The 15,063-nt window shown below is 49.7% G+C and carries 14 protein-coding genes; 13 read left to right on the plus strand and 1 reads right to left on the minus strand.

The window, feature by feature from the left end; translation table 11 throughout:
• Positions 1-657 precede the first annotated feature (657 nt).
• From trpE to trpA, 7 genes are read left to right on the plus strand one after another with little or no spacing between them, the layout of a single operon-like run.
• Positions 658-2,151, plus strand: a complete 1,494-nt coding sequence (gene trpE / locus ARB69_RS24325) for an anthranilate synthase component I (RefSeq protein WP_330377758.1) — start codon at positions 658-660, stop codon at positions 2,149-2,151.
• Complete coding sequence (locus ARB69_RS24330) at positions 2,148-2,723, plus strand: anthranilate synthase component II (protein WP_055155269.1); 576 nt, start codon at positions 2,148-2,150, stop codon at positions 2,721-2,723. Before trpE ends, ARB69_RS24330 begins: the two co-directional genes overlap by 4 nt.
• 54 nt (positions 2,724-2,777) lie before the next feature.
• Positions 2,778-3,794, plus strand: coding sequence for an anthranilate phosphoribosyltransferase (gene trpD / locus ARB69_RS24335; protein WP_055155275.1), 1,017 nt, complete (start codon positions 2,778-2,780; stop codon positions 3,792-3,794).
• A 12-nt stretch (positions 3,795-3,806) separates the two neighbouring features.
• Entirely contained in the window at positions 3,807-4,646 is an 840-nt protein-coding gene (gene trpC, locus ARB69_RS24340) for an indole-3-glycerol phosphate synthase TrpC (RefSeq protein WP_055155270.1), read from the plus strand.
• Positions 4,643-5,266: a phosphoribosylanthranilate isomerase gene (locus ARB69_RS24345; protein WP_050642512.1), complete on the plus strand. Its 624-nt coding sequence runs from the start codon at positions 4,643-4,645 to the stop codon at positions 5,264-5,266. The genes trpC and ARB69_RS24345 overlap by 4 nt, the downstream gene beginning before the upstream one ends.
• Positions 5,244-6,428 (plus strand): tryptophan synthase subunit beta, encoded by a 1,185-nt coding sequence (gene trpB / locus ARB69_RS24350; protein ID WP_055155271.1) that lies wholly within the window; start codon positions 5,244-5,246, stop codon positions 6,426-6,428. Before ARB69_RS24345 ends, trpB begins: the two co-directional genes overlap by 23 nt.
• Positions 6,421-7,197: a tryptophan synthase subunit alpha gene (trpA, locus tag ARB69_RS24355; protein WP_050642510.1), complete on the plus strand. Its 777-nt coding sequence runs from the start codon at positions 6,421-6,423 to the stop codon at positions 7,195-7,197. Before trpB ends, trpA begins: the two co-directional genes overlap by 8 nt.
• A 161-nt stretch (positions 7,198-7,358) precedes the next feature.
• Here the strand turns inward: trpA and ARB69_RS24360 are convergent, their stop codons facing one another.
• A complete protein-coding gene (locus tag ARB69_RS24360) occupies positions 7,359-7,985 on the minus strand; it encodes an HAD family hydrolase (RefSeq protein ID WP_055155272.1) in 627 nt (208 codons plus the stop codon).
• Between the two features lie 190 nt (positions 7,986-8,175).
• Here ARB69_RS24360 and polA point away from each other — a divergent pair, with 190 nt between their 5' ends.
• From polA to ARB69_RS24390, 6 genes are all read left to right on the plus strand, one after another.
• On the plus strand, positions 8,176-10,791 hold the full coding sequence (polA, locus tag ARB69_RS24365; RefSeq protein ID WP_055155273.1) for a DNA polymerase I: 2,616 nt from the start codon (positions 8,176-8,178) through the stop codon (positions 10,789-10,791).
• Between the two features lie 67 nt (positions 10,792-10,858).
• Entirely contained in the window at positions 10,859-11,440 is a 582-nt protein-coding gene (gene coaE / locus ARB69_RS24370) for a dephospho-CoA kinase (RefSeq protein ID WP_055155274.1), read from the plus strand.
• Positions 11,437-12,234 carry an MBL fold metallo-hydrolase gene (locus tag ARB69_RS24375; protein WP_050642506.1) on the plus strand — a complete coding sequence of 266 codons (798 nt, stop codon included), beginning with the start codon at positions 11,437-11,439 and terminating at the stop codon, positions 12,232-12,234. Before coaE ends, ARB69_RS24375 begins: the two co-directional genes overlap by 4 nt.
• Before the next feature lie 20 nt (positions 12,235-12,254).
• Positions 12,255-12,527, plus strand: coding sequence for an ACT domain-containing protein (locus ARB69_RS24380; protein ID WP_025657692.1), 273 nt, complete (start codon positions 12,255-12,257; stop codon positions 12,525-12,527).
• A gap of 37 nt (positions 12,528-12,564) precedes the next feature.
• The gene (locus ARB69_RS24385; RefSeq protein WP_050642505.1) at positions 12,565-13,929 is read left to right on the plus strand and encodes a PFL family protein; all 1,365 of its coding nucleotides are present in this window, start codon (positions 12,565-12,567) and stop codon (positions 13,927-13,929) included.
• Positions 13,930-13,945: 16 nt separating this feature from the next.
• On the plus strand, positions 13,946-14,803 hold the full coding sequence (locus ARB69_RS24390; RefSeq protein WP_050642504.1) for a DegV family protein: 858 nt from the start codon (positions 13,946-13,948) through the stop codon (positions 14,801-14,803).
• Positions 14,804-15,063: the final 260 nt, after the last annotated feature.

A 15,063-nucleotide genomic window follows, 5' to 3' on the forward strand; every position in this document is an offset into this window, starting at 1 on the left:
ATGTTTGTGCATTATGGCAAAGAAAAAGAAGCTCTGTTACGAGCTTCCTAAAGAATGAACGCTAAATCGACTGTGAATAGTAACATTTACTTACAAAAAAATCAAATTCGGCATTGACATTTGAAGGAGGAAGTGTATATAATATACCATAATTTAATAATGTAAACCGATGAAGCGGAGATAAAAACATATCGTGCATTCACAGAGAGCCTGAGGTGGTGGGATTCAGGTAAACGCAGTTTGTTAAATGGACCGCTGAGGGCATGAGGGAAAGGCCGTGAGGCCGAGTATAGCATGACGTATGGGCGTACGTCAGTCGCCGGAGATATGATAGTATCTTGCTAAGCGCACAGGATTTATTTTCTGTGAATCAAGGTGGCACCGCGAATTGAATTTTCAATCCGTCCTTGACATTACTTTATATTTGTAATGTCAGGGGCGGATTTTTTTATGATATTAGGAAATTTCAGAGGGATTTCCTAATATCATAAAAACCCTCCGGGAGGATGCGCATGCCGCGATAAGGTAAATAGCCGCAAGGCGGCATCGCGGCTGGATGCGTACTGTGGAGTATGGGGCAGCTGCCTCGGAGCGGCCGCCGCAGGTGAACTATATTGAGAATATTCTGAAAACGGACCGCAAAGGGGTCTGACCCCTATGAAAGGAGAACTTATGACTTATCCAGATTTGAAAAAGGCAGAAGAGTTGGCAGCGATGGGATTGTATCATACGATGCCTGTCAGTATGGATATGTTTTCTGACATGTATACCCCGGTCGGGGTTTTGAGAAAATTGAAAAATGTCAGTGAACATTGTTATATGCTCGAGAGTGCGGAGGACGCGAAACGATGGGGGCGTTACAGTTTTCTGGGATTTGAACCTACTTTGGAGATCAGCTGCAGAAATGGGATGCTTCACATGAAAGGCCGTGAGGTCCGGGAAGTGGAGACGGCCTGCCCCGGGGAATACATACGGCAGGTGGTGGAGGCGCACAGAGCCCCGAAGATTGAGGGAATGCCTTCCTTTACCGGCGGGCTTGTAGGGTATTTTTCATACGATTATATCAAGTATGTGGAGCCTTCACTGAAGCTGGACGCCAGGGATGAGTCACATTTCCGGGATCTGGATCTGATGCTTTTTGATCAGGTAATTGTATTTGATAATCTGAAGCAGAAGATGATTTTGATTGTAAACATGTCTTTAGACAAAGATGTGAAAAAAGAGTATGAAGATGCAGTTGTGAGATTGAAGCGGCTGGAAGCAATTGTGCGGGACGGTGAACTGGAGCCGCACATTCCACTAAAAGTGAAAAACGGGTTTCAACCGCATTTTACAAAAGAAAAATACTGCCGCATGGTAGAAGAGGCAAAACATCATATCTATGAGGGCGATATTTTCCAAGTGGTATTGTCCAACAGGCTGGAGGCGGAGATCGAGGGGAGCATACTGGATGTTTACCGGGTGCTCAGGAGTACAAATCCTTCCCCCTATATGTTTTATTTTTCCAGCAATGATATTGAGATTGCCGGCGCCTCCCCGGAGACGCTGGTGAAGCTGGAAAATGGGACGCTGCATACATTTCCGCTGGCGGGAACCCGGAAAAGAGGGGAGACCTGTGCGGAGGACGAAAGGCTGGAGGCGGAACTGCTTGCGGATGAAAAGGAGCTTGCCGAGCACAACATGCTGGTTGACCTGGGAAGAAATGATATTGGGAAAATCAGTAAGATCGGCACGGTGGAGCTGGAAAAATATAAGAGTATCGAGAAGTTTTCCCACGTCATGCATATTGGTTCAACGGTGAAGGGGAATATACGGGAGGATAAAGATTTTATGGATACCGTGGATGCGATACTGCCGGCGGGAACGCTGTCCGGGGCTCCTAAGATCAGGGCCTGCCAGATCATAGATCAACTGGAAGACTGCAAACGCGGCATCTACGGCGGTGCAGTTGGCTACATTGATTTTACCGGCAATCTGGATACCTGCATTGCAATCAGAATGGCCTACGCTAAGAATGGTTCGCTCTATGTATGCTCCGGAGCAGGCATCGTAGCTGACAGTGTGCCGGAGATGGAGTATCAGGAATGTATCAACAAAGCAAAAGCGGTGACAAACGCAGTGGAAAGAGCAGGAGAGGGGATGGGAGCATGATTTTGCTGATTGATAATTACGACAGTTTTTCATATAACCTGTATCAGCTGATTGGGGCAGAGTGTAAGGACCTGACCGTCATACGGAACGACGAAAAGACGGTGGAAGAGATCAGGGAAATGGATCCGGTCTGCATTGTCCTTTCCCCCGGTCCGGGAAGGCCGGAAGATGCGGGGGTGTGCACGGAGGTGGTGGATAAGCTGGCAAAAGAGATTCCGATTCTCGGTGTATGCCTGGGGCACCAGGCGATCTGCCAGGCATTTGGCGGAAAAGTGACATATGCCAGACAACTGATGCATGGGAAGACCTCAAGCATCGAACTTGACTGCAGCAGCCGGTTATTTCAGGGGCTGGAAAAAAGCATTCCGGCCGCCAGGTATCATTCACTGGCGGCGGAGGAAGAAAGCCTTCCGGATGTACTTAAGGTAACCGCGAGGGCCGCAGACGGCGAAATCATGGCTGTAGAACACAGAGAGTATCCGGTCTATGGCCTGCAGTTTCATCCGGAATCCATCCTGACGCCGGACGGGGCGCAAATGATCCGGAATTTTTTGAAAACAGATAAAGCGTAACAGCAAACCAGCATGTTAAATAAGAGCAGCAGGGCAGAAAGGAAACAGGACATCATGATTAAAGAGGCAATTTTAAAACTGGCAGGAAGAGAAAACTTAACCTATGACGAAGCTTATCAGGTAATGGATGAAATTATGAGCGGGGAGGCGAGCAATGTACAGATGAGCTCGTATCTGACGGCCATGAGCCTGAAGGGGGAGACCATTGACGAGATCACGGCTTCGGCAGCAGGGATGCGGGAGCACTGTGTGAAACTTCTGCATAACGTAGATGCACTGGAAATCGTAGGGACGGGAGGGGATGGGGCGAATTCGTTTAACATCTCAACGACCTCCGCACTTGTGATTGCGGCAGCAGGAGTTCCGGTGGCAAAGCACGGAAACAGAGCCGCATCCAGCAGATGTGGGGCTGCGGATGTACTGGAGGCACTGGGCGTGAAGATCACAATTCCACCTGAAAAGAGTGCAGAGCTGCTGGAAAAGATCGGAATTTGTTTTCTGTTTGCGCAGAATTATCACATCGCCATGAAATACGTAGCTCCGGTCAGAAAAGAACTGGGGATCAGAACCATATTCAATATCCTGGGACCGCTCGCCAATCCGGCAGGCGCCAACATGGAAGTCATGGGCGTTTATGAGGAGGCCCTTGTGGAGCCGCTTGCAAGAGTCCTGGAAAAGCTGGGAGTCAAAAATGCCATGGTCGTGTACGGGCAGGATAAGCTGGATGAGATCTCAATGAGCGCGCCGACGACCGTATGTGAGATTAAAAACGGCGAGTTCCATTCGTATGCGATCACGCCGGAGCAGTTTGGCTTTACATCCTGCGGCAAAAATGAGCTGCAGGGCGGAACCCCGCAGGAAAACGCTGAGATTACGAGAGCGGTCCTGAGCGGCAGGGAACTTGGGCCAAAACGCAGCGCGGTACTGCTCAATGCCGGTGCGGCTCTATATGTGGCTGGCAGGGCGGATACACTTGAAGCGGGGGTAAAGATGGCGCAGCAAGCGATAGACAGCGGCAAGGCACAGGAAAAGTTAGAACAGTTCATTGCGTATTCAAATGAAAAAATATAAGGCGGGTAAAAGATGATATTAGAAGAAATTGCAGACAGAACCAGAGAGAGAATTCAAGAAAGAAAACAGGAAGTACCCGAAAGAGAGTTAAAGGAAAGAGCATATGGAATCGCGGCGGCAGAAAAAGAAAAAAACGGAGGTAAATTTCGGTTTCCTTTTGAAGAGGCATTAAGACAAGAAGGAATGTCTTTTATCTGCGAAGTAAAAAAAGCGTCTCCGTCAAAGGGGGTAATAGCGGAACATTTTCCCTATCTGGCCATTGCAGAAGATTACGAGAGCGCGGGCGCGGCGGCAATATCTGTTTTAACTGAGCCATACTATTTTCAGGGCAGCAACCGATATCTGGAGGAGATTGCGGAAAAAGTGCATATCCCAATACTTCGGAAGGACTTCACCATAGACGCCTACATGCTCTATGAGGCAAAATGTATCCATGCGTCGGCTGTACTGCTGATCTGTGCAATTCTGGAAGAGCAGGAACTGCGCGGATATATGCAGATTGCAGGCGAACTGGGGCTTTCGGCATTGGTCGAAGCACACACCGAAGAAGAAGTAAAAAAGGCCCTGCGGTGCGGCGCCAGAATAATAGGGGTCAACAACCGGGACTTAAGAACCTTTCAGGTAGATATCCGGACCAGCAGCCGGCTGCGCGACATGGTGCCGGACGGGATACTCTTCGTATCCGAAAGCGGAATAAAAACAGCCGGGGATGTCCAGTGCCTGAGAGAAAACGGAACAGATGGAGTACTGATAGGCGAGACACTCATGCGATTTGTCAACAAAGGGGTCAGACCCCTTTGCCCACCATTGTCAGAATATTTTCAAGATTTATCATCCGGGGAGAGATTATGAAGATTAAAATATGTGGTCTGTGCAGGGAGGAAGAGATTGCGGCTGTCAATGAAGTGCAGCCGGACTATATTGGATTTGTCTTTGCGCAGGGCAGTAGAAGATATGTCGATCCTAGACGGGCTGCCCTTTTGAAGCAGGGGCTGTCTAAGGAAGTAGCTGCAGTGGGGGTGTTTACAGATGCGCCGCTGGAGCAGATCCTGCAGCTGGTATATGGAAAGGTGATTGATGTCGTACAGCTGCATGGAAATGAAACTCTGGAATTTGCGGAAGATTTGAAGTGCTGCTGCGATGTGCCGGTTGTGAAGGCAGTTTCTATGACAGAGGATACGTACAGCAGAGATATCAAGAGGTGGGAGCACAGCTGTGTGGATTACCTGCTTTTGGACAGCGGCAGGGGAGGAACGGGCACAGCTTTTGATTATGGAAGAATCGGCAGTCCTGCCAAGCCCTTCTTTCTGGCCGGAGGACTGACTCCGGAAAATGTGGCGGAGGCGGCCCGGCAGGTATTGCCTTACGCAGTCGATATGAGCAGCGGTGTAGAGACAGGCGGCAGGAAGGATAAAGAAAAAATAGAAAAAGCAGTCAGGAGGATTCGAGATGTCGAAAGGAAGATACGGTGAGTTTGGAGGGCAGTATATCTCCGAAACATTAATGAACGAGTTGATTCAGCTGGAGGAACAATATGAATATTATAAAAAAGATGCAAGATTTCAGCAGGAGCTGAAACAATTGTTAAATGAATACGCGGGGCGTCCGTCCCTGCTGTATTATGCAGAAAAGATGACAGAAGATCTGGGCGGAGCCAGAATCTATCTGAAGAGGGAAGATCTGAATCATACTGGTTCCCACAAGATTAATAACGTGCTGGGGCAGGTTCTGCTGGCAAAGAAAATGGGAAAGACAAGGGTGATCGCAGAAACAGGCGCCGGGCAGCATGGCGTGGCAACTGCGACAGCGGCGGCGCTTCTGGGGCTGGAATGTGAAGTCTTTATGGGAAAGGAGGACACGGAGCGGCAGGCGCTGAATGTATACAGGATGGAACTGCTCGGGGCAAAGGTCCATGCAGTAACGACCGGCACACAGACCCTGAAAGATGCGGTAAATGCGACCATGCGCGAATGGACGAACCGGGTATCGGATACCCACTATGTACTTGGCTCCGTGATGGGGCCACATCCGTTCCCGATGATGGTGCGGGATTTCCAGAGTGTGATCAGCCAGGAGGCACGGCAGCAGATCATGGAAGCGGAAGGGAGACTTCCCTCTGCGGTGCTTGCCTGCGTGGGAGGCGGAAGTAATGCCATGGGTATGTTTTACAACTTTATCGAAGATGAAAATGTAAAACTGATCGGCTGTGAGGCGGCAGGAAGAGGAATCGACACAGACCAGCATGCGGCAACGATGGCAAAGGGAACCCTGGGAGTCTTCCACGGCATGAAATCCTATTTCTGCCAGGATGAATACGGACAGATCGCTCCGGTGTACTCTATTTCCGCCGGGCTGGACTATCCGGGTATCGGGCCGGAACACGCATATCTGCGGGATTCGGGCCGGGCGGAGTATGTGCCGGTGACAGACGATGAGGCGGTTGACGCATTTGAATATCTGGCAAGGACAGAGGGCATTATCTGTGCCATAGAAAGCGCACATGCCGTTGCGCACACAAGAAAAATTGCACCGCAGATGAGAAAAGACGAGAGCCTGATCATCTGTCTCTCAGGAAGAGGCGATAAAGATGTGGCGGCTATCGCAAGGTATAAGGGGGTACACATTCATGAGTAGAATAGCAGATGCATTTGCAGGAGGAAAAGCGTTTATCGTGTTCTTAACGGCAGGAGATCCCTCGGGGGATAAGACAGTAGAATACATTCTGGCAATGGAAGAGGCGGGGGCGGATCTGATCGAAATCGGAATTCCATTCTCCGATCCGACCGCCGAGGGTGTTGTGATTCAGGAGGCCAATATCAGGGCGTTAAACGGAAATATGACGCTTGACGGTGTGTTCGAAATTGTAAGAAAGGTGAGAGAAAAAAGCCAGATACCGCTGGTGTTCATGACTTATTTAAACCCCGTCTTTCATTATGGATATGAGGCGTTTTATGAGAAATGTGAGGAGCTTGGCGTAGATGGCATTATAATTCCGGACCTGCCCTATGAGGAAAAGGGGGAAATGTCTCATATAGCAGACAAACACGGTGTAGATATTATTTCCATGATAGCGCCGACATCCAGACAGCGCATTCAGATGATTGCAAAAGAGGCAAAGGGCTTTCTCTATGTCGTATCCTCCATGGGAGTAACGGGCGTGCGGAATCAGATCGAGACGGATATTTCATCTATGATTGCTTCTATCCGTGAAGTGACCGATCTTCCGGCAGCCGTAGGTTTCGGAATCAGCACGACGGAGCAGGCAGGGGCGATGGCAGCAGTATCCGACGGGGCGATTGTGGGAAGCGCCATTGTAAAATTGATTGAAACATATGGGGATAAGGCGGAGGAAGCCTTGAAAACGTATGTATCCGAGATGAGGGAGGCAGTACATAACTGCTGAGCGCAGAGCACCGGAGAAAACGGTTCAAAGGGCAGCCCGGCCCTGCCGTCTGAAACACAAAAAATCAGTTGGCAGAGCCGGTTATCCGGTGACAGCGTATCACCGGGAGATCAACGGGAAACTCCTTGATTTTCCTGCAATGCATTTCCCGTCCCGCACATTTATAATAGAAGAAACAGTTCCAGCAGCTCGCTGATTCTGGAGATTCTCACTTCCGCGGCGGGGGCATTGCCAAAGCCGTATGATGCAAAAATAAAAGGAATGCCGGCTTCCATGCAGGCCTCATAATCACCCTGTGTATCGCCCACATAGACCACATCTCTCAGCTTTCTGCGTTCCATCAAAGTTCTGATCGTCATCCCCTTAGAGGTCTGGGTTTCACCAAAGCAGAGGTGGTCCTGCACAGCGGCTTCGAGTCCTGTTGTCTTTAAAAAGACTTCGATATATCCGCACTGGCAGTTGCTGACAATGAAAATCCGGGTGCTCTGGGAAAGCCTTAGCAGGGTCTCCCGTACGCCTTCATAGAGGATGCCGGGTTTCGTCTCAAGAAGCTTGTTTTCGTATTCAAAGCAGATATCACCCAGTTTCTGCTGTTCCTCTTTCGACAACGTGGGAAAGACGGCATGATATATCTCGTCCATAGTTTTGCCAAACAGATTCTTCAGCATCGGGCCATCTATTCTGACATCCAGGGCAGAATGTTCGGCAATTGCCTGGTTCCAGGCCTCTGCCACCGAGTCGGTTGAGTCCCACAAAGTTCCGTCTACATCAAAAATAATTCCATCCATTTTCCATACTCCTTAATCGCAAAAATTCTGTAACAGTTGCTTTCATAATATCATAAAAATAGCCTTTTAAAAAGAAAGAATTTAGTGTATACTCTATTATGTTATAGTGAACGTTAGTAAGGGACGCGTGTCTGTACACTTTCCGAACGACGGTCATGATATCATATCACCAGGATGTGGAGAAAAAACTATGAGTAAAAAGATTGTATTAATAGATGGCCACAGTATTTTAAACAGGGCGTTCTATGGAGTACCGGACCTGACCAACTCGGAGGGGCTTCATACGAACGCTATTTATGGGTTTTTGAACATCATGTTCAAGATCCTGGACGAGGAGAAGCCGGAATATCTGACCGTGACATTTGATGTGCATGCGCCTACATTCCGGCATGAGATGTATGCAGATTATAAGGGAACCAGAAAGCCAATGGCAGAAGAACTAAGGCAGCAGGTCCCGGTAATCAAGGAAGTTCTGCAGGCCATGAACATCGAGATTATTGAGCAGGCAGGCCTGGAGGCGGATGATCTGCTGGGAACGATTTCACGTATCTGCGAGGAAAAGGGGATGGATGTCGCCATCATATCCGGGGACAGAGATACACTGCAGCTCGCTACAGAGCATGTAAAGATCCGGATTCCAAAGACAAAACAGGGCAGGACAGAAGTTGAGGACTATTATGCGGTTGACGTAAAAGAAAGGTATGGAGTTACCCCAACGGAATTTATCGACGTGAAAGCCCTGATGGGAGATGCATCGGATAACATACCGGGCGTCCCGGGAGTCGGGGAGAAGACGGCAACCAAGATCATCACGGAATACGGCACCATAGAAAATGCCTATGCCCACGCGGCGGAGATCAAGCCTCCAAGGGCCAGCAAGAACCTGCAGGAGTATTGGGATCAGGCGTGCATGAGCAAGACGCTTGCCACCATCGATACCCATGCAGAGATCGCGTTTAACCTGGAAGCGGCTGAACATGGGAATCCGTTTACGAAGGAAGCGCATGACTATTTTCAGAAACTGCAGTTCAAAAATCTGCTGAGCCGGTTTGATGTAGAAAGCTCTTCCAATAAAGTGGAATCTCATTTCAAGGAGATTACGGATAAAGAGGAAGCGGAAAAGATATTCAAAGAGGCAGCACGGGCGGAGTGTGTAGGCGTTGCAATTACGGAGGATGCCGGAAATGTACTGCCTCTGTTTGCGCATCCGTCCGGATACGGAAGAGTGAGCATTGCCTATGGGCCGGAGCAGATCTATTCCATTCTCTGTGATACCGACATGGATATAGAGTATCTGTTTGGAAAATTAACGGAAATAGCAGGCAGTGTACAGACATTTGCCATGTTTGACCTGAAGAAATACCTGCCTTTGGTGGAAGTGGCAGAGCAGGAAAAATGTTTCGACGTAACCGTAGCGGCCTATCTTCTGAATCCTCTGAAGAATAATTATAATTATGAAGATGTGGCAAGGGAACAGCTGGGAATTATGATCGATGAGAAGGCAGATATCATGACAAAGGCATGTTATGAAGCATACACTGCATTTGCATCCGTAAAACCATTGAGAGACAAGATGCTGGCGGAGGGGATGTACCACCTGTTTACAGACATAGAGATGCCGCTTGTCTTCACCCTGTTCGATATGGAGCAGGCGGGGATAAAGGTGGAGGCAGAGGCGCTGAAGTTTTATGGCGAACAGCTGGGCGGCCGGATCGTGGAGCTGGAGAAGGAGATCTATGAGATGGCGGGAGAGACGTTTAACATTAACTCTCCGAAGCAGCTGGGAGTCGTCCTTTTTGACCACATGCAGCTGCCTAACGGTAAAAAGACTAAGACCGGATACTCAACCGCCGCCGATGTGCTGGACAAGCTGGCGCCGGATTATCCGGTGGTCGATAAGATTCTGGAGTACAGACAGCTGACCAAGCTGAAGTCCACATACGCGGACGGGCTGGCTGTCTATATTGGTCCGGACGGAAGAATCCACGGAAAGTTCAACCAGACGATCACCGCAACCGGCCGGATCAGCAGTACGGAGCCGAACCTCCAAAATATTCCGGTGCGGATGGAACTGGGGCGTCTGATCAGAAAAGTATTTGTGCCAAAAGAGGGCTGCGTCTTTATCGATGCGGATTATTCCCAGATCGAGCTGAGGATACTGGCGCACTGCTCCGGGGACGAACAGCTGATCCAGGCGTATAAAGAGGCAAGGGATATCCATCGGATGACGGCTTCCCAGGTGTTCCACACTCCGTTTGAAGAGGTGACGGAACTTCAGCGGCGCAATGCCAAGGCGGTCAACTTTGGAATCGTATACGGGATCAGTTCTTTTGGGCTGAGTCAGGATTTGAGTATCACCAGGAAAGAAGCGGCGCAGTACATTGAAAATTATTTCGAGACTTATCCGGGAATCAAACGTTTTCTGGATGATACGGTGGCCCATGCAAAAACGGAGGGCTATGTTGTGACCCTCTTCGGGCGCAGAAGGCCGGTGCCGGAACTGAAATCCAGCAATTTTATGCAGCGGAATTTCGGGGAACGGGTGGCGATGAACGCCCCGATCCAGGGATCTGCCGCGGATATAATGAAGATTGCGATGATCGGTGTAAACCGGGAACTGAAGGAAAAAGGGCTCCGGTCAAAAATGATCCTGCAGGTGCACGATGAACTGCTGATCGAGGCCCACAAGGATGAAGTCGAAGAAGTAAAGGAGATACTGAAACGGCAGATGGAGCAGGCCGCAGACCTGGACGTCCCCTTGATTGTAGACATGCATACAGGGGAGAACTGGTACGAGGCAAAGTAGTGTCCGTGGCAAAGCGGAGTCTGGATAAAACTTGAGTAAAGCGAATAATGAACAAAGAGGAATTTAGATGAAGATACTGGGAATTACCGGCGGGGTAGGTTCCGGAAAGAGTAAAGTCCTGCATTTTCTTGAGGAAGAATACGGCGCGGTGGTCTGCCAGCTGGATGAGGTGGCCAAAGAGCTTCAGAAAAAGGGCGGGGCCTGCTACCAAAAGATCATAGAACAGTTCGGTACAGAGATCATAGGGCCGGACGGGGAACTGGACCGCAGCCGGCTGGCCGCCCTGATTTTTCGGGATGCACAGATGCGGCAGAAGTTGAACGGGATTGTCCATCCGGAAGTGAAAAAATGGGTGGAACAGGATATCGAGGAAAAGAAAAAACGGAAAGTGCCGCTATATGTGATAGAAGCGGCACTTCTTCCGGAGGCGGGATATGAAGATATCTGCGGGGAAATGTGGTATATTTATGCAGAAGAAAGCGTTAGAAGAGAACGCCTGAAGCAGTCCAGAGGGTATTCCGCTGAGAAGATTGCCCGGATGATGGAAGCGCAGTCCCCGGAACGGGTATTTCGCAGCGCATGCCAGGCTGTTATAGATAACAGCGGGACATTTGACAATACAAAAAGGCAAATAGGAGAAATATTATGAGGTTATGCAGCATTGCCAGCGGAAGCAGCGGCAACTGTATCTATGTGGGGAGCGACAACACGCATCTGCTTGTGGATACAGGAATCAGCAAGAAAAAGATTGATGCAGGGCTAAAAGAGCTGGACATCAAAGGAGAAGAACTGGACGGTATTCTGATCACACATGAGCATTCAGATCATATTCAGGGACTGGGCGTTTTCAGCCGGAAATATGAGGTGCCGATCTACGCGACTCCGGGAACAATAGAGGGGATTGAGAATTATGCGCCCCTGGGAAGGATGCCGGAAGGGCTTCTTCATCCAATACATACGGACGAAAGTTTTATATTGGGGGACATTACAATTGATCCGTTTCGGATCTCGCATGATGCGAAAGAGCCATCCGGATACCGTATGAACTGCTGCGGAAAATCCGTTGCAGTGGCGACGGATCTTGGAATTTACGATGAATACACGGTGTCGAAGCTTAAAAGTCTGGACGCGGTGCTGCTGGAGGCAAACCACGATATCCATATGCTGGAAGTAGGCTCCTATCCATATTATCTGAAACGGAGAGTCATGGGAGACAAGGGACATTTATCCAACGAATTGTCAGGAAGACTTCTTTGTGATATACTACATGATAATTTGAAACACATTCTGCTGGGACACTTAAGCAAGGAAAATAATTATGCTAAGCTGGCGTATGAAACCGTAAAGCTGGAGGTGACTCTGAGCGATAATATTTATAAAGGTGAGGATCTTGACATGGCTGTCGCAAGAAGAGACATGATATCAGAGATCATTACAGTATAGACAATCAGGAGGATAAGAAGATGAAAAAATGTATCGTAACAGTGCTGGGGCAGGACACCGTAGGGATTATAGCAAAGGTTTGTACATATTTGGCTGAGAACAGGATTAATATACTGGATATCTCACAGACCATTATCCAGGGGTACTTTAATATGATGATGATCGTGGATGTAACCAGTCTTGACAAAGACTTTAAGGTAGTCTGCGATGAGCTTGATAAGCTGGGAGAAGAGATCGGAGTGAATATCCGCTGCCAGAGAGAAGAGATATTTGAAAAGATGCACAGGCTGTAAGAGTAAAGCGTGAGGATAGAAGGCGAGGATAAGCACTATGATTAATATGTATGAAGTATCAGAAACCAATAAAATGATTGAGCACGAGAATCTGGATGTCCGTACGATAACGCTGGGGATCAGTCTCCTGGATTGTATTGACTCGAACCTGGAGGAACTCAACCGCAAGATTTATGATAAGATTACGACCGTAGCGGCAAAACTGGTTTCTACCGGAAGTGATATTGAAAAAGAATTCGGAATTCCGATTGTAAATAAGAGAATTTCAATCACACCCATCGCTTTGGTGGGAGGGGCTGCGTGCAAGTCCCCGGAGGATTTTGTGACTATTGCAAGAACGCTGGACCGGGCGGCCAAGGAAGTAGGCGTCAATTTTATCGGTGGTTATTCCGCTCTGGTTTCAAAAGCTATGACAAAGAGCGATGAGAACCTGATCCGTTCCATCCCCCAGGCACTGGCTGAGACGGAGAGAATCTGCAGTTCCGTCAATGTGGGATCTACGAAGACGGGGATCAATATGGATGCCGTGCGCCTGTGCGGTGAGATCGTCAAAGCCACCGCTGAGGCAACAAAAGACAATGATTCCCTGGGCTGTGCAAAGCTCGTGATCTTCTGCAATGCGCCGGATGATAACCCGTTTATGGCGGGAGCATTCTTAGGAGTTACCGAGGCGGATGCGGTAATCAATGTAGGCGTCAGCGGACCGGGCGTGGTAAAAAAGGCGCTCGAGAAAGTGCGCGGCAAGGGCTTTGAGGAGCTCTGCGAGACCATCAAGAAGACGGCGTTCAAGGTAACCCGCGTGGGACAGCTCGTAGCCGGCGAGGCCTCCAAAAGGCTGGGAATCCCCTTCGGTATCGTAGACCTGTCACTGGCGCCGACTCCGGCGGTGGGAGACAGCGTGGCAGAGATACTGGAAGAGATCGGACTGGAGCGTGTGGGAGCGCCCGGGACAACGGCTGCCCTGGCAATGCTCAACGACCAGGTAAAAAAGGGCGGCGTCATGGCATCTTCCTATGTGGGGGGCCTAAGCGGAGCATTTATCCCGGTCAGTGAAGACCAGGGAATGATTGATGCAGTCAACGCCGGTGCTCTGACGCTCGAAAAACTGGAGGCAATGACCTGCGTATGTTCCGTCGGACTGGATATGATAGCCATTCCGGGGAAGACCAGCGCCAGCACAATATCCGGAATCATTGCGGACGAGATGGCGATCGGCATGGTGAACCAGAAGACAACAGCAGTGCGTCTGATTCCGGTGATCGGCAAGGACGTGGGAGAAACAGCAGAATTCGGAGGCCTGCTCGGGTATGCGCCGATCATGCCGGTCAACCAGTTCGGCTGTGAGGCATTTGTCGGGCGAAAGGGAAGAATCCCGGCTCCAATTCACAGCTTCAAAAACTAAAACAGGGGAAATATATATGAAGAAGATTGCAATTGTAACGGACAGTAACAGCGGAATCACTCAAAAAGAAGGAAAAGAGATGGGCATCTCTGTGGTGCCTATGCCGTTTTTCATAGACGGAGAGCTTTTTCTCGAGGATATCACACTGTCACAGGAAGATTTTTACAAAAAACTGGGAGAGGATTCCGATATTTCAACCTCCCAGCCGTCACCCGGAGAGATTCTGGAACTTTGGGACAAACTGCTCGAGGAATATGACGAAGTCGTGCACATCCCAATGTCCAGCGGGCTGAGCAGCAGCTGCGAGACAGCTGTAACACTTTCGGAGGACTATGACGGCAGGGTACAGGTCGTGGATAACCAGAGAATTTCTGTCACCCAGGTGCAGTCTGTACTGGATGCGATAAAGCTGAGGAATGAAGGCAAATCCGCAGCAGAGATCAGAGAAATTCTGGTAAAAGAAAAAATGGAAGCCAGTATCTACATCACAGTAGATACACTGAAATATCTGAAAAAAGGCGGCAGAATCACCCCTGCGGCCGCGGCTCTGGGCACCGTGCTCAATCTAAAGCCCGTCCTGCAGATTCAGGGCGAGAAGCTGGATGCGTATGCAAAAGTGCGCGGCTGGAAAGCAGCAAAGCGCACCATGCTGGGCGCCATCGAGAAAGACCTCAAAGAAAGATTTGCCGGCCGCGAAGACCAGATGGTACTGGGTATGGCATACACTTGCGGACAGGAAGAGGCGCAGGAATGGAAAAAAGAAATCCAGGAAAAATTTCCGGGGTATCAGATCATAGAGGGGCCGCTGTCACTCAGCGTAGCGTGCCACATAGGCCCTGGCGCCATGGCGGTTACCTGTATGAAGCGAGTGTGAGGGGGAGGTCCGCTTAGGGGAATGTGTGCCGGGGCGCTGCGCGAAGCCACGAAAATACGCTGCTCCCGTCCGGCACAACCCTCTATTTAAGCCACACCTCCCGACCGGATGCGTCCAGCACCGATGAGGGACAGGCGGGCAGGCGTACACATGCTGTTTGAAAATGCTAGAGTGCATCTTACGAATTCTAGGAAGCAAGCAGGCCCGAAACAGGGGAGAATCCGTGATTTCGAATCACGGATTCTCCCCTGTTTCGGGCC

Origin of the sequence: Faecalicatena contorta, assembly GCF_001404335.1 — a bacterium.
Classification (GTDB): Bacteria; Bacillota; Clostridia; order Lachnospirales; family Lachnospiraceae; genus Faecalicatena; species Faecalicatena contortus_B.

Coding starts and splice junctions, on each gene's coding strand:
- trpE (WP_330377758.1), top strand. CDS start 658: ATGAAAGGAGAACTTATGACTTATCCAGATTTGAAAAAGGCAGAAGAG.
- ARB69_RS24330 (WP_055155269.1), top strand. CDS start 2,148: ATGATTTTGCTGATTGATAATTACGACAGTTTTTCATATAACCTGTAT.
- trpD (WP_055155275.1), top strand. CDS start 2,778: ATGATTAAAGAGGCAATTTTAAAACTGGCAGGAAGAGAAAACTTAACC.
- trpC (WP_055155270.1), top strand. CDS start 3,807: ATGATATTAGAAGAAATTGCAGACAGAACCAGAGAGAGAATTCAAGAA.
- ARB69_RS24345 (WP_050642512.1), top strand. CDS start 4,643: ATGAAGATTAAAATATGTGGTCTGTGCAGGGAGGAAGAGATTGCGGCT.
- trpB (WP_055155271.1), top strand. CDS start 5,244: ATGTCGAAAGGAAGATACGGTGAGTTTGGAGGGCAGTATATCTCCGAA.
- trpA (WP_050642510.1), top strand. CDS start 6,421: ATGAGTAGAATAGCAGATGCATTTGCAGGAGGAAAAGCGTTTATCGTG.
- ARB69_RS24360 (WP_055155272.1), bottom strand. CDS start 7,985: ATGGATGGAATTATTTTTGATGTAGACGGAACTTTGTGGGACTCAACC.
- polA (WP_055155273.1), top strand. CDS start 8,176: ATGAGTAAAAAGATTGTATTAATAGATGGCCACAGTATTTTAAACAGG.
- coaE (WP_055155274.1), top strand. CDS start 10,859: ATGAAGATACTGGGAATTACCGGCGGGGTAGGTTCCGGAAAGAGTAAA.
- ARB69_RS24375 (WP_050642506.1), top strand. CDS start 11,437: ATGAGGTTATGCAGCATTGCCAGCGGAAGCAGCGGCAACTGTATCTAT.
- ARB69_RS24380 (WP_025657692.1), top strand. CDS start 12,255: ATGAAAAAATGTATCGTAACAGTGCTGGGGCAGGACACCGTAGGGATT.
- ARB69_RS24385 (WP_050642505.1), top strand. CDS start 12,565: ATGATTAATATGTATGAAGTATCAGAAACCAATAAAATGATTGAGCAC.
- ARB69_RS24390 (WP_050642504.1), top strand. CDS start 13,946: ATGAAGAAGATTGCAATTGTAACGGACAGTAACAGCGGAATCACTCAA.